This window comes from Rhizobium sp. BK456 (genome assembly GCF_014194045.1).
GTDB lineage: Bacteria > Pseudomonadota > Alphaproteobacteria > Rhizobiales > Rhizobiaceae > Rhizobium > Rhizobium redzepovicii.
Window position 1 is genome coordinate 218,982 of the sequence record NZ_JACIAO010000005.1, and the last position, 18,832, is coordinate 237,813.

The 18,832-nt window shown below is 63.1% G+C and carries 18 protein-coding genes; 15 read left to right on the plus strand and 3 right to left on the minus strand.

What is annotated here, in order from left to right; translation table 11 throughout:
- Positions 1-61 precede the first annotated feature (61 nt).
- The 4 genes from FHX03_RS16435 (at position 62) to FHX03_RS16450 (ending at position 3,767) form a co-directional block, all read left to right on the plus strand.
- The gene (locus FHX03_RS16435) at positions 62-1,249 is read left to right on the plus strand and encodes an acyl-CoA dehydrogenase (RefSeq protein ID WP_183854584.1); all 1,188 of its coding nucleotides are present in this window, start codon (positions 62-64) and stop codon (positions 1,247-1,249) included.
- 89 nt (positions 1,250-1,338) lie between these two features.
- Positions 1,339-1,800 carry a DUF4126 family protein gene (locus FHX03_RS16440; RefSeq protein WP_183778048.1) on the plus strand — a complete coding sequence of 154 codons (462 nt, stop codon included), beginning with the start codon at positions 1,339-1,341 and terminating at the stop codon, positions 1,798-1,800.
- On the plus strand, positions 1,797-3,164 hold the full coding sequence (locus tag FHX03_RS16445; RefSeq protein WP_183854586.1) for an FAD-containing oxidoreductase: 1,368 nt from the start codon (positions 1,797-1,799) through the stop codon (positions 3,162-3,164). The genes FHX03_RS16440 and FHX03_RS16445 overlap by 4 nt, the downstream gene beginning before the upstream one ends.
- A 33-nt stretch (positions 3,165-3,197) precedes the next feature.
- Positions 3,198-3,767: a DedA family protein gene (locus FHX03_RS16450; RefSeq protein ID WP_183854588.1), complete on the plus strand. Its 570-nt coding sequence runs from the start codon at positions 3,198-3,200 to the stop codon at positions 3,765-3,767.
- 15 nt (positions 3,768-3,782) lie between these two features.
- On the opposite strand, the gene FHX03_RS16455 is transcribed toward FHX03_RS16450, so the two are convergent.
- Positions 3,783-4,826: an NAD(P)-dependent alcohol dehydrogenase gene (locus tag FHX03_RS16455; RefSeq protein ID WP_183854590.1), complete on the minus strand. Its 1,044-nt coding sequence runs from the start codon at positions 4,824-4,826 to the stop codon at positions 3,783-3,785.
- A gap of 495 nt (positions 4,827-5,321) precedes the next feature.
- Here FHX03_RS16455 and FHX03_RS16460 point away from each other — a divergent pair, with 495 nt between their 5' ends.
- The 8 genes from FHX03_RS16460 (at position 5,322) to FHX03_RS16495 (ending at position 14,652) form a co-directional block, all read left to right on the plus strand.
- A complete protein-coding gene (locus FHX03_RS16460) occupies positions 5,322-5,681 on the plus strand; it encodes a copper resistance protein CopC (protein ID WP_183778039.1) in 360 nt (119 codons plus the stop codon).
- Positions 5,682-5,981: 300 nt separating this feature from the next.
- On the plus strand, positions 5,982-6,071 hold the full coding sequence (locus FHX03_RS16465; RefSeq protein WP_003594574.1) for a K(+)-transporting ATPase subunit F: 90 nt from the start codon (positions 5,982-5,984) through the stop codon (positions 6,069-6,071).
- Positions 6,072-6,140: 69 nt separating this feature from the next.
- A complete protein-coding gene (kdpA, locus tag FHX03_RS16470; protein ID WP_183854592.1) occupies positions 6,141-7,844 on the plus strand; it encodes a potassium-transporting ATPase subunit KdpA in 1,704 nt (567 codons plus the stop codon).
- 65 nt (positions 7,845-7,909) lie between these two features.
- Entirely contained in the window at positions 7,910-9,970 is a 2,061-nt protein-coding gene (gene kdpB, locus FHX03_RS16475) for a potassium-transporting ATPase subunit KdpB (protein WP_183854594.1), read from the plus strand.
- Between the two features lie 13 nt (positions 9,971-9,983).
- Positions 9,984-10,553, plus strand: a complete 570-nt coding sequence (kdpC, locus tag FHX03_RS16480) for a potassium-transporting ATPase subunit KdpC (RefSeq protein ID WP_183854596.1) — start codon at positions 9,984-9,986, stop codon at positions 10,551-10,553.
- 204 nt (positions 10,554-10,757) lie between these two features.
- Positions 10,758-13,466, plus strand: a complete 2,709-nt coding sequence (locus FHX03_RS16485) for a sensor histidine kinase (RefSeq protein ID WP_183854598.1) — start codon at positions 10,758-10,760, stop codon at positions 13,464-13,466.
- Positions 13,463-14,155 (plus strand): response regulator transcription factor, encoded by a 693-nt coding sequence (locus tag FHX03_RS16490; RefSeq protein WP_183778029.1) that lies wholly within the window; start codon positions 13,463-13,465, stop codon positions 14,153-14,155. Before FHX03_RS16485 ends, FHX03_RS16490 begins: the two co-directional genes overlap by 4 nt.
- 41 nt (positions 14,156-14,196) lie before the next feature.
- A complete protein-coding gene (locus FHX03_RS16495; RefSeq protein WP_183854600.1) occupies positions 14,197-14,652 on the plus strand; it encodes a PTS sugar transporter subunit IIA in 456 nt (151 codons plus the stop codon).
- 49 nt (positions 14,653-14,701) lie between these two features.
- Here FHX03_RS16495 and FHX03_RS16500 read toward each other — a convergent pair whose 3' ends face one another.
- Positions 14,702-15,718: a porin gene (locus tag FHX03_RS16500; RefSeq protein WP_183778025.1), complete on the minus strand. Its 1,017-nt coding sequence runs from the start codon at positions 15,716-15,718 to the stop codon at positions 14,702-14,704.
- A 108-nt stretch (positions 15,719-15,826) separates the two neighbouring features.
- On the minus strand, positions 15,827-15,961 hold the full coding sequence (locus tag FHX03_RS34930; RefSeq protein ID WP_281413127.1) for a hypothetical protein: 135 nt from the start codon (positions 15,959-15,961) through the stop codon (positions 15,827-15,829).
- 117 nt (positions 15,962-16,078) lie between these two features.
- Between FHX03_RS34930 and FHX03_RS16505 the strand changes: the two genes are divergently transcribed.
- From FHX03_RS16505 to cysW, 3 genes are read left to right on the plus strand one after another with little or no spacing between them, the layout of a single operon-like run.
- A complete protein-coding gene (locus FHX03_RS16505) occupies positions 16,079-17,104 on the plus strand; it encodes a sulfate ABC transporter substrate-binding protein (RefSeq protein WP_183854602.1) in 1,026 nt (341 codons plus the stop codon).
- A gap of 8 nt (positions 17,105-17,112) precedes the next feature.
- Positions 17,113-17,970 carry a sulfate ABC transporter permease subunit CysT gene (gene cysT, locus FHX03_RS16510; protein WP_097625482.1) on the plus strand — a complete coding sequence of 286 codons (858 nt, stop codon included), beginning with the start codon at positions 17,113-17,115 and terminating at the stop codon, positions 17,968-17,970.
- Complete coding sequence (gene cysW / locus FHX03_RS16515) at positions 17,960-18,832, plus strand: sulfate ABC transporter permease subunit CysW (RefSeq protein WP_097625483.1); 873 nt, start codon at positions 17,960-17,962, stop codon at positions 18,830-18,832. Before cysT ends, cysW begins: the two co-directional genes overlap by 11 nt.

Here is an 18,832-nt window from a genome sequence, read left to right on the forward strand (position 1 = left end):
CTGGCGGGTTTATGCGACCTTGAGCGAGGCAAGCCTGAGTCAAGGGTGAGGAGACGCCGACATGCAGCATACGCGCGAGGTTTTCGACTGGGCCGACCCGTTCCGCCTGGTGGAGCAACTGACCGACGAGGAGCGCATGGTGCAGAATACGGCCCATGCCTATGCGCAGGAAAAGCTCGCGCCCCGCGTTCTCGACGCCTTCCGCAATGAAAAGACCGACCCTGAAATCTTCCGCGAAATGGGCGAACTCGGCCTGCTCGGCCCGACGATCTCGCCGGATTACGGCGGCGCCGGCCTCGGTTACACCGCCTACGGCCTGATCGCCCGCGAGGTCGAGCGGGTTGACAGCGGCTATCGTTCGATGATGAGCGTGCAGTCCTCGCTGGTCATGGTGCCGATCGACACCTTCGGCTCTGAGGCGCAGAAGCTGAAATACCTGCCGAAACTCGCCACCGGCGAATGGATCGGCTGTTTCGGCCTGACCGAACCCGATCACGGCTCCGATCCCGGCTCGATGGCGACACGCGCGAAAAAGGTCGACGGCGGCTACAGCCTCACCGGCTCGAAGACCTGGATCTCGAACGCGCCGATCGCCGATGTTTTCGTCGTCTGGGCCAAGACCGAGGACGGGTTTATCCGCGGTTTCATCCTCGAAAAGGGCTGGAAGGGGCTTTCGGCGCCTGCCATCCATGGCAAGGTCGGCTTGCGCGCCTCGATCACCGGCGAAGTGGTGATGGACGGGGTCTTCGTGCCCGAGGAAAATCTTCTGCCCGGCGTGACCGGCCTGAAAGGACCGTTCACCTGCCTCAACTCGGCCCGCTTCGGCATCGCCTGGGGCGCGCTTGGTGCTGCCGAGGATTGTTACGCCAGGGCGCGGCAATATACGCTGGAGCGCAAGCAGTTCGGCCGGCCGCTCGCCGCCAACCAGTTGATCCAGAAGAAGCTCGCCGACATGGCGGCGGAGATCTCGCTCGGACTGCAGGGCTGTCTGCGGCTCGGCCGCATGAAAGAGGAAGGACATCCGCCGGTGGAACTGACCTCGATCCTCAAGCGCAACAGCTGCGGCAAGACGCTGGAGATTGCGCGCGCGGCCCGCGATATGCTCGGCGGCAACGGCATCTCCGACGAATTCGGCATCGCCCGTCATCTCGTCAACCTCGAAGTAGTCAACACCTATGAGGGCACCCACGACATCCACGCGCTGATCATCGGTCGAGCGATCACCGGCATCGCCGCCTTTGCGAACTAACTCGCTTGCAGGGCAAGGCGAATTGCCACGCGCCTGACAATGTGCAACCTTCCCTCTCGCGGCACAAAGCCGGCAATGAGGGGGATCGCATGTTTCTGCTTCTTGCATTGCTGATTGGTGTCATTTCAGGCCTTCGCACCATGACGGCGCCGGCCGCCGTCGCCTGGGGCGCAGCACTCGGCTGGTTCGACCTGTCGCAGACGCCGCTTGCCTTCATGGGCTATCGCTGGACGCCGTGGATCTTCACGATCCTCGCGGTCACCGAGCTGGTCGCCGACCAGCTGCCGTCGACGCCGTCGCGCAAGGTGCCAATGCAGTTCGGTGCCCGCATCGTCTCAGGCGCGCTGTCGGGTGCTGCAATCGGGGCCGCCAGCGGCCTGCTCTTCGGCGGGCTGATAGCCGGCGTGATCGGCGCCGTCATGGGCACCTATGGCGGCGCTGCCGCCCGCAGCCGGCTTGCCGCCTCCTTCGGCAAGGACCTGCCGGCCGCCCTTATCGAGGATGCCGTAGCCGTCATCGGCGCGGTGCTGATCGTGGGAGCCGTCGCATGACAAATTTCGACGCTATCGTTATCGGCGCCGGCCAGGCCGGCCCGTCGCTTGCCGCCCGCATGGTGGAAAAGGGCATGAAGGTGGCGCTGATCGAGCGCAAATTCCTCGGTGGCACCTGCGTCAATGCCGGCTGCATGCCGACCAAGACGCTGGTCGCCAGCGCCCGGGCCGCCCATGTCGCCAGAAGCGGCGCCGCCTACGGCGTCAAGATTCCCGGCGAGATCGCCATCGATATGAAGGTGGTCAGAGCCCGCGCCGAAACCGTGACGATGAATGCCCGCAACGGCCTCATCGGCTGGCTCACCGGGATGGACGGCATGAGCGTGATCTACGGCCATGCCCGTTTCGAAGGCCCGAAGACCGTCCGCGTCAACGGCGAGACGCTGACTGCGCCGCGCATCTTCCTCAATGTCGGCGCGCGGCCTGTTATCCCCGAGCTGCCGGGTATCCATGATATCGACTACCTCACCAGCACCTCGATCATCCAGCTCGACACGCTGCCGCGGCATCTGGCGGTGATCGGCGGCAGTTATATCGGGCTGGAATTTGCGCAGATGTATCGCCGCTTCGGCGCCGAAGTCAGCGTCATCGAGCATGGCCCTAAGCTCGCATCGCGCGAGGACGAGGATATATCGGATGCGATCGCCGACATCCTGCGTGCCGAAGGCATCGGCGTGCACACCGATGCCGGCAACATTGCCTTTGCCGGAAACGGCAGCGGGGTAAGCGTCACCGCCGGCTCGGCGACAATCGATGCGAGCCATGTGCTGATCGCCACCGGCCGCACGCCGAACACCGACGATCTCGGCCTCGATGCCGCCGGCGTCGCCACCGATAAACGCGGCTTCATCACCGTCGACGACGGGCTCGCCACCAATGTCGAGGGCATCTGGGCGCTCGGCGACTGCAACGGCCACGGCGCCTTCACCCACACCTCCTACAATGATTTCGAGATCGCCGCCGCCAATCTCCTCGACGGCGACGACCGCAAGGTCTCAAGCCGCATTCCGGCCTATGCGCTCTACATCGACCCGCCGCTCGGCCGTGTCGGCATGACGGAGAAACAGGCGCGGGAGTCGGGGCGCAAGATCATGGTCTCGACCCGGCCGATGAGCCGCGTCGGCCGCGCAACCGAGCGCGGCGAGACCAGGGGCTTCATGAAGGTGATTGCCGATGCCGAGACCAAGCAGATCCTCGGCGCTGCGATCTTGGGCATCGAGGGCGACGAGGTGATCCATGGGCTTATCGACGCGATGAATGCGGGCACCACCTATCCCGCCTTGCAATGGGCGGTGCCGATCCATCCGACGGTGTCGGAGCTGATCCCGACGCTGCTTGGCGATCTGAAGCCGGTTCAGCCGTGACCTGACCTCGGGAAGAGCTGGAGGCGAACCCGCGTGTCCATCGAACTGCTGATCGAGAATTACGGCCTGCTGGCAATCTTTCTGGGCGCTGCCTTCGAAGGCGAAACGGCCGCCTTTCTCGGCGGCGTGGTCGCTCATCGCGGGTTGCTTCCCTATTGGTCGGCGTCGCTCGCAGCCATGGCCGGATCCTTCGCCGGCGATCAGTTCTGGTTCTTTGCCGGCCGTTACGCGGCCCGATGGAGCCTCGTCCGCCGGCTGATGGAAAAGCCAGCGCTCGCCCGCGTTACCCAACTTCTGGAAAAATATCCGACCGGCTTCATCCTTGCGTTTCGTTTCCTCGTCGGATTGCGCACGATCAGCCCTGTCGTCATCGGGACGACGCGGATATCGACCGGAAAATTCGTCATCCTGAACGCCATCGCCGCTTTGATCTGGGGGCAGCTTTTCACCGCGCTTGGCTATTTGTTCGGGCACGGCATCGAGCAGATATTGGGCCACATTTCCCTTCACCGCCATCTGCTGATTGCCATCGGAGCCGCGGCTGTCGCCGCCGCCGCGGCCCTTGCCTTTCGCAGAATGAGACCAAGCGCCAGGCACTCGTAGCGGCGCTTAGAGCCTTTATTCCATGACGATCTGCAGCTTGACGTCGCTCGGCCTTGCCTCGACAGCGCGATCGAAGGCCTTGATCGAATCTGCGAATGTGAAGGTCTCTGATATCAGCGGCTTCAGATCGACGCGGCCCGATGCCAAGAGCGCGATCGAGCGCTCATACTGGTGCGCGTAGCGGAACACCGTCTCGATACGGATCTCCTTGGTCGATGCCGTGGAGACATCGAAGCCGATAGGGTTGACCGGCAGGCCGACGGCGACGATGACGCCGCCCGGGCGCGGCAACGCCATGATCGTCTCCCAGGCCTTCGGCGAGCCGGAGCATTCGAAGACGACGTCGGCACCCCAATCGTCGGTCAGCCGCACGACCTCTTCGCTCAGGTTCTTATCGCGGATATTGACCGGAATGACGCCCTGATATTGCGCGGCGATATCGAGCTTCGGCTGGGCGAGATCGGCGACGATCGCCCGGGCGCAACCGCCGGCCAGGGCGGCGATCGCTACCATCGTGCCGATCGGGCCGGCGCCGAGGACGACGGCGGTATCCCCAGGCGTAATCTTCGCTTTGGCTGCCGCCTGCATGCCGACCGCGAAGGGCTCGACCATGGCGCCTTCGGCGAAGCTGACATTGTCCGGCAGCTTGAAGGTATAATTGGCGGGATGCACGACCTCAGGCGTCAGCACGCCGTGGATCGGCGGCGTCGCCCAGAAGGTCACGGCCGGGTCGATATTATACATACCGAGCCGGCTTGCCTTGGAATTCGGATCTGGAATGCCGGGTTCCATGCAGACGCGGTCGCCGACTTTCAGATGCGTCACCCCGGCCCCGACCTCGACCACCGTGCCCGCCGCCTCATGGCCAAGCACCATCGGCGCGTTGACGATGAAGGGGCCGATCTTTCCATGGGTATAATAGTGAACGTCCGAACCGCAGACGCCGACGGTATGAATCTTTATCTTCACCTGCCCCGGCCCTGTTTCGAGCGGCAGATCAATATCGCGAAGCGCAAGCTCATGCTGGCGCTCCAGTACCAGCGCACGGACTTTGGTCATGATCGGTTTCCTTCCCTTGTGCCCGCGGTTCGTCGCGTGCCGTTGAAGCGACTATAAGACTTTAAGGGGCGGCAATTCAATCGAAGAGATCAAGCTTTTGCTCAACATGCGATGAAATGCCCATTTCCTATAATCCGAAAGATTTGTCTTCCAAGACCTCCGTATGATTCCAGCCTTGACCGTCGGGGAGTACATTCTTCATTCGAGCATCCCGGCCACGAGGACAGGCAGAGAGATGAAGAAAAATCACGATAATGCCGGCGGAAATCGATCCAACGGCCCGACGATATCAAGGTCATTGCGGCAGTTCTGGCAACGGCTTGTGGACCTGATCGCCGCACTGCCGAAAGACCGCCAACCGCGGCCGGTACGTATTGTTGTAAAGACAAGGGATCGAAATCATCGCTTGCAGCGTTATTAGCCATGCGCCGGCATGGCGTCGCGGAAGCATGACGGCTCCGGCCCATGCGGATCGGCAAGATAAGGAAGACCATCATGAAGTCGATCGTGTCATTCTGTCTGTTCGCATCCCTTCTCTTCACCGCAGGTGAAGCGTCTGCGGCCCTGGAGCAAGCGTCGCTCCCGCCGCAGCAGGAAGAACGGCTGGTGCCGGCCAATCTGGAGCTCACCTTCAGCGGCCCGGTCGATCTTGCCCGCTCGACTGCCGTCCTGCTGAATGCACAGGGAACGGCGCTTCCCACCGGCAAGCCGTTTCTCTCCGGTCCTGAGGGATCGATCTTCAAGGTTCCGCTCGATCCTGCCATGGCACCCGGCGATTATACCGTCGACTGGCGCGTCCTCTCGATGGACGGCCGCAGTGCCGAAGGCCAATACCGGTTCCGGGTCGATCCTTAGCTCGCTGCCTGAAAAGCATTTATAAGATTTTTATATTGACGGCCCTCCGGCCGTCTCGAACCTTTATGGCCTCCGGCTCCATATTGAAGCCCGAGAGATCGACCGATCATCTCCACGCCAGAAAGCATGAAAGGCGGCCTTCCCCAGGGAATGACGCCCTTTGTCTTGTCTGACTCCAACAAGAACAACAGGAGTCACGATCATGATGGATATCATTCTGCTTGGCACCGCGATCCTATTCTTCGCGCTGTGCTTTGCCTACACACGAGCCTGCGACAGGCTTTGACCGGAGAAACGACGATGACCCTCGATTATATCTTGAGCGGTGCCGTGACCGTGTTTCTCACCGTCTACCTCACCTACGCTCTGCTTCGCCCAGAACGCTTTTGAAGAGAATCGGCGCTTCCGGGGTCGCGCATACGTGACCGAGAAGCCGCCGGGTATTGAAAGTTGACCTCCATGACCCTCAACGGATGGCTTCAGATCCTGCTTTATTGCGGGATCGTGCTTACGCTCGTCAAACCGCTCGGCGGCTACATGACGCATGTCTTCAGCGGCGAGCGCACCTTCCTGTCGCCCGTCCTCGTTCCGATCGAACGGGGACTTTACCGCGCGGCCGGCACCAGCGAAGGCGAGGAGCAGCATTGGACCTCCTATGCCTTCGCCATGCTGCTCTTCAATCTTCTCGGCGTCATCGCGCTTTATGCGCTGCAGCGCTTCCAAGCCGGGCTTCCCTATAATCCGGCCGGCATGGCGACCGTCCCGCCGGAGCTTGCCTTCAACACCGCCGTCAGCTTCGTCACCAATACGAATTGGCAGAACTACGGCGGCGAAAGCACCATGTCCTATCTCACCCAGATGGCCGGCTTCACCGTCCAGAACTTCGTGTCGGCCGCGACCGGCATTGCGATCGCACTCGCCTTCATCCGCGCCTTCTCGCGTGCTTCGGGCAAGGCGATCGGCAATTTCTGGGTCGATATGACGAGGGCGACCCTCTACGTGCTGCTGCCGATCTGCATCGTGCTGACGCTCGTCTATGTCTATCTCGGCGTGCCGCAGACACTCGGAGCCTATGTCAATGCGACGACGCTCGAAGGCGCGCAGCAGACGATCGCCGTCGGCCCCGTCGCCTCGCAGCTTGCGATCAAGATGCTCGGCACCAATGGCGGCGGCTTCTTCAACGCCAATTCCGCTCATCCGTTCGAAAACCCCGATGCGATCTCCAACCTCATCCAGATGGTCTCGATCTTCGCGATCGGTGCGGCGCTGACCAATGTTTTCGGCCGCATGGTCGGCAATCAGCGCCAGGGCTGGGCGATCCTCGCCACGATGGGCGTGCTGTTCCTCGCCGGGGTCGTCGTAACCTATTGGGCGGAAGCGGCCGGCAACCCGCTGATGCACGCCTTCGGTCTTGGCGGCGGCAACATGGAAGGCAAGGAAGTCCGCTTCGGCGTCGCCCTCTCCTCGCTCTTTGCCGTCATCACCACCGCCGCCTCCTGCGGCGCGGTCAACGCCATGCACGGGTCGTTCACCGCGCTTGGCGGCCTCATTCCGCTGATCAACATGCAACTCGGCGAGATCATCGTCGGCGGGGTCGGCGCCGGCTTCTACGGCATCCTGCTGTTCATCATCGTCGCCGTCTTCGTTGCCGGCCTGATGGTCGGCCGCACGCCGGAATATCTCGGCAAGAAGATCGAGGCGAAGGAAATGAAGATGGCCGTCCTTGCCATCCTCTGCCTGCCGCTCGCCATGCTGGTTTTCACCGCGATCGCCACGGTGCTGCCCTCCGCCGTCGCCTCGATCGGCACCGCCGGCCCGCACGGCTTCTCCGAAATCCTCTATGCCTATACCTCGGCTGCGGCCAATAACGGCTCGGCTTTCGGCGGACTGACGGGCAACACGCCCTGGTACAACGTGACGCTCGGCATCGGCATGCTCGCCGGCCGCTTCCTGGTCATCATCCCTGCCCTTGCCATCGCCGGTTCGCTGATCGGCAAGAAGACGGTCCCGGCCTCGGCAGGCACCTTCCCGACGGACGGCCCGCTCTTCGTCGGTCTGCTCGTCGGCACCATCCTGATCGTCGGCGGCCTGACCTTCTTCCCGGCCTTAGCACTCGGCCCCATCGTCGAGCACCTGGTCATGATCGCCGGGCAAACCTTCTGAGGCGATGCCATGACCCTTCGTCACAGGTTTCGTCCACCATCCTCGTTTCAAAGCTGGAGTCTCTTATGAGCCAGGCAAAATCCGCGAGTATCGTCGATAGTCGCATCCTCATTCCGGCCGTGGGCGCCGCCTTCAAGAAGCTCGACCCGCGCGCACTTGCCAGAAATCCGGTCATGTTCGTCGTGGCCACGGTCTCGGTGCTGACCACCGTGCTTTTCCTGCGCGACCTCGCAGCCGGCAACGGCAATCTCGGCTTCTCCTTCCAGATCAATCTCTGGCTATGGTTTACCGTGCTCTTTGCCAATTTCGCCGAAGCCGTCGCCGAAGGCCGCGGCAAGGCGCAGGCGGATTCGCTGCGCAAGGCCCGCACCGAAACCCAAGCCAAGCTGCTCGCCACCAACAATGGCAGCGACTACCGCATGGTGCCGGGCACCAGTCTCAAGGTCGGCGACGTCGTGCTGGTCGAGGCCGGCGATATCATACCTTCGGACGGCGAGGTCATCGAAGGGGTGGCCTCCGTCAACGAGGCGGCAATTACCGGCGAATCCGCCCCGGTCATCCGCGAATCCGGCGGCGACCGCTCGGCGGTCACCGGCGGCACCCAGGTGCTGTCCGACTGGATCCGCGTCCGCATCACCGCAGCCGCCGGCTCGACCTTCATCGACCGGATGATCGCGCTGGTCGAAGGCGCGGAGCGCCAGAAGACGCCGAACGAGATCGCGCTTAACATATTGCTGGCCGGCATGACGCTGATCTTCGTGCTCGCCACCGCGACGATCCCGAGCTTTGCCATCTATGCCGGCGGCTCGATCCCGATCATTGTGCTCGTCGCCCTCTTCGTCACCCTGATCCCGACGACGATCGGTGCGCTGCTGTCGGCGATCGGCATTGCCGGCATGGACCGTCTCGTCCGCTTCAACGTGCTCGCCATGTCCGGCCGCGCCGTCGAAGCTGCCGGTGACGTCGACACGCTGCTGCTCGACAAAACCGGCACGATCACGCTCGGCAACCGCCAGGCGACGAGCTTCCGCCCGGTTCGCGGCGTTTCCGAACAGGATCTCGCCGACGCCGCCCAGCTTGCCTCGCTGGCCGACGAAACGCCTGAAGGACGCTCCATCGTCGTGCTCGCCAAAGAGCAATATGCGATCCGCGGCCGTGACATGGCGAGCCTCAAGGCCACCTTCGTGCCCTTCACCGCCCAGAGCCGCATGAGCGGCGTCGACCTCGAGGGCGCTTCGATCCGCAAGGGGGCAGTCGACGCCGTGCTGACCTATGTCAACGGCGACGCCCCTTCGAAGAACGGCAGCGAGGTCGTGCGCGAACTGCAGTTGCTCGCCGACGAGGTCGCCAAATCGGGCGGCACGCCGCTCGCCGTTGCCCGCGACGGCCGGCTGCTCGGCGTCATCCAGCTGAAGGATATCGTCAAGGGCGGCATCCGGGAGCGCTTCACGGAGCTGCGCCGCATGGGCATCCGCACCGTGATGATCACAGGCGACAATCCACTGACGGCCGCGGCCATCGCTGCCGAAGCCGGCGTCGACGATTTCCTCGCCCAGGCGACGCCGGAGATGAAGCTGGCGCTGATGCGCGAGGAGCAGGCCAAGGGCAAGCTCGTCGCCATGTGCGGCGACGGCACCAACGATGCGCCGGCGCTTGCCCAGGCCGATGTCGGCGTCGCCATGAACACCGGCACGGTCGCCGCCCGCGAGGCCGGCAACATGGTCGACCTCGATAGCGACCCGACGAAGCTTATCGAGATCGTCGAGATCGGCAAGCAGCTCCTGATGACGCGCGGCGCGCTGACGACCTTTTCGATCGCCAACGACATCGCCAAATATTTCGCCATCATCCCGGCGATGTTCCTGACCTTTTACCCTCAACTCGGCGTGCTCAACATCATGGGGCTTTCGACGCCGCAAAGCGCCATCCTCTCGGCAATCATCTTCAACGCGCTTGTTATCGTCGCGCTGATCCCGTTGTCGCTGAAGGGCGTGCACTACCGTCCGATCGGCGCCGGCGCGCTTCTGTCGCGCAACCTTCTGATCTACGGCCTCGGCGGCATCATCGTCCCCTTCATCGGTATCAAAGCGATCGACCTGGCCGTCGCAGCCCTCGGCCTCGCTTAAAGGAGCAGGAACAATGTTGAAAGAACTTCGCCCGGCCGTCGTCATGATCGTCGCCACCACCGCGATCACCGGCCTTCTCTACCCCCTCGCCATGACCGGGGCGGCCCAGGCCCTCTTTCCCGCCCAGGCAAACGGCAGCCTGGTCGAGAAGAACGGCCAGGTGATCGGCTCGACACTGATCGGCCAGGCCTTCACCTCAGACAAGTATTTCCACGGCCGTCCCTCGGCTGCCGGCGACGGCTATAATGCCGCCGCCTCCAGCGGCTCGAACCTCGGCCCGACCAGCCAGAAACTGATCGATCGCGTCAAGGGCGACTACGAGGCCGCCAAGGCGACGAACCCCAATGCCGAGGTGCCCGCCGACCTCGTCACCGCATCGGGCAGCGGCCTCGATCCCGACATTTCGCCCGACGCCGCCTACTTCCAGGTGGCCCGCGTGGCCAAGGCGCGTGGCGTGGATGAGGCCAAGGTCAAGACGCTGGTCGACGGCGCCGTTCACGACCGCGAACTCGGCCTTCTCGGCGAACCCACCGTCAATGTTCTGGCGTTGAACCAGAGCCTTGATGCTTCTATGACTGAGTGAGTTTCGTTGGCTGGGTGCCGCCTTCTCTTCCCTCATCCCTGTGCTTGTCACAGGGATCCAGCAGCGTCGCGTCTGCGACGCGGGAGACTTCCTTTCACGCGAAGGACTTCGCGTGACTGGATTCCTGTGACGAGCACGGGAATGAGGGAGCAGTAGGCGTAGCGCCCGTCCTCAAGCACAGGCATTGGCAGAAAGACCACACGCATGCCAGACGACAACCGCGACCAGGCCGGCAGGCCATCGCCCGATGCGCTGCTCGAAAAAGCCCGGGCGGAAACGCGCGGCCGTCTGAAGATCTTCTTAGGCGCCGCCCCTGGCGTCGGCAAGACCTATGAGATGCTCCTCTCCGGCCGCGCCAAGATCGCCGATGGCTTCGATGTCGTCATCGGCGTCGTCGAGACCCACGGCCGCAAGGAGACCGAGGCGTTGCTCGCCGGCTTCGAGATCATCCCCCGCGTCGAAATCGACTATAAGGGAAGGCTGCTCGAGGAGATGGATCTCGACGGCATCCTCGCCCGCAGGCCAGATCTCGTGCTGGTCGACGAACTCGCCCATACCAATGCCGAGGGCAGCCGCCATCCGAAGCGCTACCTCGACGTCAAGGAGCTGCTCGACCGCGGCATCGACGTCTATTCAACGCTGAACATCCAACATGTCGAGAGCCTGAACGACGTCGTCTCGCAGATCACCCGCATCCGGGTGCGGGAGACGGTGCCGGACTCGATCATCGACCTTGCCGACGACGTCGAGATCATCGACCTGACACCGGACGACCTCATCAAGCGCCTGCATGACGGCAAGGTCTACATGCCGCGCACCGCCGAGCGGGCGCTGACCAACTATTTCACGCCCGGCAATCTGACGGCGCTGAGGGAGCTTGCGCTGCGCAAGACCGCCCAGCGTGTCGACGATCAGCTGCTCACCCATATGCAGGCCCACGCCATATCAGGCCCCTGGGCGGCGGGCGAACGCGTCCTCGTCTCGGTCGATCATCACCCGCGGTCGGCCTCGCTGGTGCGTTACGCCTCTCGCATGGCCTCGCGGCTGCGGGCGCCCTGGGCGGCCGTCTATGTCGAGACCAACCGCTCGATCAACCTCAGCGAAGCCGAGCGCGATACGATCGCCTCGACGCTGCGGCTTGCTGAGCAGCTCGGCGGCGAGGCCATCACCATCCCCGGCCGTGAGGTGGCCGACGAACTCGTCCGCCACGCCAGCGCCAACAACGTCACCCATATCGTCATCGGCGCGCCGAAGAAGCCGACCTGGCGCGACTGGTGGGGCCGCTCGATCACCGACGAGCTGATCCGCAAGGCCGGCGAGATCAGCGTCCACGTCATCTCTGGCACCGAGAAGGACGGGACCACCGCGCGCGGCGTCAAGGCGGCCGCCACCGCGCCGCAGCTGGATTTGCGGGCTTATCTGCTGGCAACCGTCTATGTCGCGATCGCGCTCGGCGTCAGCATCGTGCTCGACCAGGTCCTCGACGTGCGCAACCTCGCCCTGGTCTTCCTGATGGCGGTGCTGACCTCGGCCGTGCTGCATGGGCTGCGGCCCGCGCTTTACAGCTGCATCCTCAGCGCGCTGTCCTTCAACTTTTTCTTCCTGCCGCCACGCTACACGCTGACGATCAGCGATCCGGAAAGCGTGCTTGCCCTGTTCTTCTTTTTGGGCGTCGCCATCATCGCCAGCAATCTGACCGCGACCGTGCAGCGTCAGGCCGCCGCCGCCCGGCAGCGGGCGCGAACGACCGAGGATCTCTATCTCTTCTCGAAGAAGCTCGCCGGCACCGGCACGCTCGACGACGTGCTCTGGGCAACCGCCTTCCAGCTCGCCTCGATGCTGAAGGTCCGCGTCGTGCTGCTCTTGCCTGAGGAGGGTAGCATCGCCGTCAAGGCCGGATATCCGCCCGACGACACGCTCGACGATGCCGATATCGCCGCCGCCCGCTGGGCCTGGGAGCACAATCACGCCGCCGGCCGCGGCGCCGACACGTTGCCCGGCGCCAAGCGCCTTTACGTGCCGCTGAGAACCGGCCGCACCGCCGTCGGCGTCATCGGCCTCGACAGCGACCGACGCGACGGGCCGCTGCTGACGCCCGAGCAGCAGCGGCTGCTCGACGCGCTGGCCGACCAGGCGGCGCTTGCCATCGAACGCGTCCAGCTCGTCGCCGATGTCGACCGGGCGAGGCTCGCGGCCGAAGCCGACCGGCTGCGTTCGGCGCTGCTCACGTCGATCTCGCATGACCTGAAGACCCCGCTTGCCGCCATCCTCGGCGCCGCCGGCACGCTGCGCGATTATTTCACCTCGATGCCGGAGGAAGATCGCAGCGACCTGCTTTCCACCGTCGTCGACGAATCCGAGCGGCTCAACCGTTTCATCGCCAATCTGCTCGACATGACCAAGATCGAATCCGGCGCGATGGAGCCGAACGGCGCGCTGCATTATGCCGGCGATATCGTCGGCAGCGCACTGCGTCGCGCCGCAAAGATGCTCGAACGGCACAGAACCGAGACGAGCATTCCAGCCGACCTGCCGATGGTGCGCGTCGATCCGGTGCTGTTCGAGCAGGTGATCTTCAACCTGCTCGACAATGCCGCGAAATACGCGCCCGAAGGATCGGTGATCCATATCGGCGGCTGGGCCGATGCCGACAATGTCGTTGTGCAGGTCTCCGACGAAGGCCCGGGCATCCCGCCGGCCGATCTTACCCGTGTCTTCGACACCTTCTACCGGGTGCGCAAGGGCGATCAGGTGCGCGCCGGCACCGGGCTTGGCCTTTCCATCTGCCGCGGCTTCATCGAGGCGATGGGCGGCACGATCGCGGCCGGCAACCGGACGGGTCGCCCCGGCGCCGTCTTTACCATCCGCCTGCCGAAGCCCAACGACATTCCGAAACTGGATGAACTCAAATGACCGGTTCAGCCGTCAAAATCCTCGTCGTCGACGACGAGCCGCCGATCCGCAAACTGCTCCGCGTCGGCCTGAACGCCCAAGGTTACGAGGTGCAGGAAGCGGCAAATGCCGCCAGCGCCCGTCAGTCGGTCGCCGACAGCCTGCCCGATCTTATCGTGCTCGACCTCGGCCTGCCCGACATATCTGGCCACGACCTCTTAAAGGCGTGGCGCGATGATGGGCTATCCGTGCCCATCGTCATCCTCTCCAGCCGCACCGACGAGGCCGGCATCGTCACGGCGCTGGAAAGCGGCGCCGACGATTACGTGACCAAGCCTTTCGGCGTCAACGAACTCGGCGCCCGCATCCGCGTAGCGCTGCGCCACCGCCTGCAGCAGCAAGGGGAAAAGGCAATCTTCCAGACGGGCGGGCTGTCGATCGACCTCGTCAAGCGCATCGTCAAGGTCGACGGCCAGGACATAAAACTGTCGCCAAAGGAATACGACATCCTGCGGGTGCTCGCCCAGCACGCCGGCAAGGTGCTGACCCACCAGTTTCTCTTAAAGCAGGTATGGGGGCCGGCGGCGGATGTGCAATATCTGCGCGTCTACATCAGGCAGCTGCGGCAAAAAGTCGAACAGATTCCCGACCAGCCGCACTATATCACCACCGAGACCGGCGTCGGCTACCGGCTCAGGGAACCGGACTGACCGCCCTTGCCTCCCGCTGCCCGAACAGTATTGAGAATGACATGAACCTTCCCAACATCATCCGGCCGGAACACACCTTCATCGGCGTGCCGGCGCCGACCAAATGGCGCGCGCTGCAGGGGATAGCGGAGAAGGCCGGCAAGGCTTTCTCGGTCGACGGCCAGACCATCCTGAAAGCGCTTGAAGCGCGCGAGAAGCTCGGCTCCACAGGGATCGGCAACGGTATCGCCATTCCGCATGCGGCGATCGACGGCATGACGAGCCCGCGCGGCCTGCTCCTCAGCTTCGCCCAGCCGCTGGATTTCGAGGCGATCGACGATATCCCGACCGATATCGCGGTCGTGCTGCTTTTCGGGGAGAACAATCGCGGCGAATATCTGAACGTCTTGTCCGCCATCGCCCGGCGGCTGCAATCGGACGGCGTGCTCGCCGCCATGCGCAAGGCAAGGACGGTCGACGAATTTTATTCCGATTTCATCGCCGACTCCAGGGTATGAAAAAGGCGCGGCCCAAGGGTCGCGCCTCCTCGTCTGCAATCAGGCAATCTTAGAAATCGCGCTGGAAGCGCAGGAAGCCGAACACTTCGTCGTCGCCTTCGTCCTCATCGTGATATTGCACGCTGAGCTTCGTACGGAGATCGTCGACGATGCGATAGTCGATCGTGACGCCAGTCGTGTAGGCGCTGCCGCCTGTGAAGCCATTGCCGTCAGCTTCGAGAGCGATGTTTTCGAAGTACTGGAAGCCGGGGGTAACCGACCACTTATCGTTGATCTTCAAGGCGTATTCTGCTGCGATCGTCCATTCGGACTCTTCGTAGTAGTAGTTGGCGCCGCTTGCCCAAACGCCGGCAATGCCGAGCGTGCCCGGGCCGATGTCGGCATAGACGATACCGCGGACGGCGACTTCGCTGGTGTCGGTGTCATAACCGGCAAGCAGGTAAGCGCTGACGGCGCCGGCCTTGTAGGAAACCTGGCCTGCGACACCGAAGTTGTTCGGGCCTTCGCCCGGCTTGGTGGCATAGTCTTCTTCCAGCTCGTCGACCGAGAGACCGGCAGCGAAAGCGCCGTTCTCGTACTGATAGCGGATCGAGTTGTGGGTGGTCTCGTTGCTGGCGAGCGTATCGGTCTCGCCGCTCATGTCGTCATCCCACCAGCTGTAGAGCTTACCGACGCGGAAACCGGCGATGTCGATATAGCCTTCATCCAGCAGAGCTTCCTGATCGGAGGCATTGTCGGCATTGTAACGCAGCGTGATGACGCCGGTCAGCGTGCCGTACTCGGTGTCGTTCTTGGCCTGGAAGGTGACCTGACCGCGAGTCCAGAAGTTTACGTCGGAATCGCCGGAGATTTGGTCGCCGAAGCGCACTTCGGTACGGATGTAGCCGCCGACCGAAAGGCATGTTTCCGTCCCCGGAATATAAAAATAGCCGGTTCCGTAGGCGTCGCAAACGCGAACATATTCCACGGGCTCGGGTTCCGCCGCCACGATGGCGTCGGCTGCGCGGGCTCCGGAGGCCGCGGCAAGGGCGGCAACGGAGGCAAAAAGGATAGTTCTGATATTCATTTTGAATGGCCCTAACAGGTTTGGAATGCGAGGCACATTTCAAGGGATGCCCCCGCGTAGCGGCCGGAAAAAACGGACGCACGGTGGCCATATAGGAATCCGCAAGTGTCATCGCGGCAAAATCTGGGCAAAAATCAGCGCCACCATGGCGCTTTCGTGGAAGAACTGTGGCCGAAAAAGCACGGTCGCTCGAGTGACGGCGGGCGGCCATAAATTGGCCGCGGCCAACTTCGGCACGTCCATTTCAAAATCACCCCTTAAATGGAATGACATTCTACCAGCAGGGCCCGTGCCGGAAGAACCTTCGTTTCATTATACGACTGACTTGATAGAGTTAAGACAGATAACAGGAGGGTTCCCATGCAGACACAACGGCTCACCCGGCTCATCGCAGCCGCGGTCATGGCAGGCAGCTTCGCGATCGGGAGCATCGCTCCGGCTTTCGCGGATCAGACGTTGCTTAACGTTTCCTATGATCCGACGCGCGAATTGTACAAGGATTTCAACGCCGCATTTTCTGCGAAGTGGAAAAAGGACAACGGTGAAGCCGTGACGATCCAGGCCTCGCATGGCGGTTCCGGCGCCCAGGCCCGCTCGGTCATCGACGGTCTCGACGCCGATGTCGTGACGCTTGCCCTCGAAGGCGATATCGACGCCATCGCCAAGGCCACCGGCAAGATCCCGGCCGACTGGAAGACGAAATTCCCCAACAATTCGACGCCTTATACATCGACGATCGTCTTCCTCGTCCGCAAGGGCAACCCGAAAGGCATCAAGGATTGGGGCGACCTGGTCAAGGACGACGTGCAGGTGATCACACCGAACCCGAAGACCTCGGGCGGCGCCCGCTGGAACTTCCTCGCCGCTTGGGCATGGGCCAAGCAGGCGAATGGCGGCGACGAAGCCAAGGCGCAGGATTATGTCGCCAAGCTCCTGCAGCATGTACCGGTTCTCGATACCGGCGCGCGCGGCGCCACGACCACCTTCGTCCAGCGCGGCCTCGGCGACGTGCTGCTTGCCTGGGAAAACGAAGCCTATCTCTCGCTCGAAGAACTCGGTCCAGACCAGTTCGAGATCGTGACGCCAACCTTCTCCATCCGCGCCGACCCGCCGGTCGCCGTCGTCGACGGCAATGTCGACAAGAAGGGCACGCGCAAGGTCGCCGAAGCCTATCTCAGTTACCTCTATTCTGACGAAGGCCAGAAGATCGCCGCCAAGCATTATTACCGGCCGATCAAGCCGGAAGCTGCCGATCCCGCCGATATCGCCCGCTTCCCGAAGCTGACGCTCGCGACCATCGAAGACTTCGGCGGCTGGAAAGAAGCGCAGCCGAAATTCTTCGGCGACGGCGGGGTATTTGACCAGATCTACAAGCCGGCCCAATAATAGACTTCATGAAAGCACATAGCCCCACGCGGTGGCGGTTCAGACGGCCGAGCGTCATTCCGGGTTTCGGAATGGCGCTCGGCTTTACCTTGACCTGGCTCACCCTTCTGATTCTCATCCCGCTCTCGGGCCTTGCCGTCCGCTCGAGCGCGCTCGGCTGGGAGAAATTCTGGTCGATCGCGCTCGATCCGCGCACGCTGAACGCGCTGCGCATCAGCTTCGGCAGCGCCTTCATCGCCGCGATCGTCAATGCCGTCTTCGGCATCCTGCTTGCCTGGGTGCTGGTGCGCTACCGCTTTCCCGGCAAGCGCATCATCGACGCCATGGTCGATCTGCCGTTCGCGCTGCCGACCGCCGTTGCCGGCATCGCGCTGACGACGCTCTATGCGCCGAACGGCTGGATCGGCCAGTTCCTAACGCCGCTCGGCATCAAGATCGCCTTCACGCCGGCCGGCATCGTCGTCGCGCTGATCTTCGTCGGCCTGCCCTTCGTGGTGCGCACCGTGCAGCCGGTGATGGAAGAAATCGACAAGGAAGTGGAAGAGGCCGCAGCAACGCTCGGCGCCAACCGCTTCCAGACGATTTTCCGTGTGCTGCTGCCGGGGCTGGCGCCCGCCGTGCTCACCGGCTTTGCGCTCGCCTTTGCCCGCGGCGTTGGCGAATACGGCTCGGTCATCTTCATCGCCGGCAACCTGCCGTTCAAATCGGAGATCGCGCCGCTTTTGATCATCATCAAGCTGGAAGAGTATAATTATGCAGCGGCGACCGGCATCGCGGCGATCATGCTGATCATCTCGTTCGCCATGCTGCTCGTCATCAACCTCATCCAGAGCTGGAGCAGGCGGAGGTACGGCTATGGCGCTTGATACAACCGCTCAACCCGTGAAACTGCGTTCGGTCACCACCGAAAACCGCATCGCGCGCTTCACGCTGATCATCGTCTCACTGGTCTTCCTGCTGCTGATCCTGCTGCTGCCGCTGGCCGCCGTCTTCGTCGAGGCCTTCCGCAAGGGTGCCGGCCCCTTCATCGAGGCGCTCGGTGATGCCGAAACCTTCTCGGCGATCCGCCTGACGCTGATCGTTGCCGGGGTCAGCGTTCCCCTTAACCTCATCTTCGGGGTTGCCGCCGCCTGGGCGATCGCCAAGTTCGAGTTCAAGGGCAAGGCTTTCCTGACGACGCTGATCGACCTGCCCTTCTCGGTTTCTCCCGTCATATCGGGCCTAGTCTTCGTGCTGTTATTCGGCGCCAATACTTGGCTCGGCCAATGGCTCAGCGCCCACGACATCAAGATCCTGTTTGCGGTGCCGGGCCTGATCCTCGCCACCATGTTCGTCACCTTTCCCTTCGTCGCCCGCGAGCTGATCCCGCTGATGCAGGAACAGGGAACCGCCGACGAAGAGGCTGCCCTTTCGCTTGGCGCCAGCGGCTGGCAGACCTTCTGGCACGTGACGCTGCCGAACATCAAATGGGGCCTGCTCTACGGGGTGCTGCTCTGCAACGCCCGCGCCATGGGCGAATTCGGCGCCGTTTCGGTGGTGTCGGGCCACATCCGCGGCCAGACGAACACCATGCCGCTGCAGGTGGAGATCCTCTATAACGAGTATAATTTCACCGGCGCTTTTGCCGTCGCCACGCTCTTGGCCTTGCTGGCGCTCGTCACTCTTGTTTTGAAGACGCTGCTGGAAATGCGCTATAGCGCTGAAATCTCCGCCAGCCGGCGGCACTGA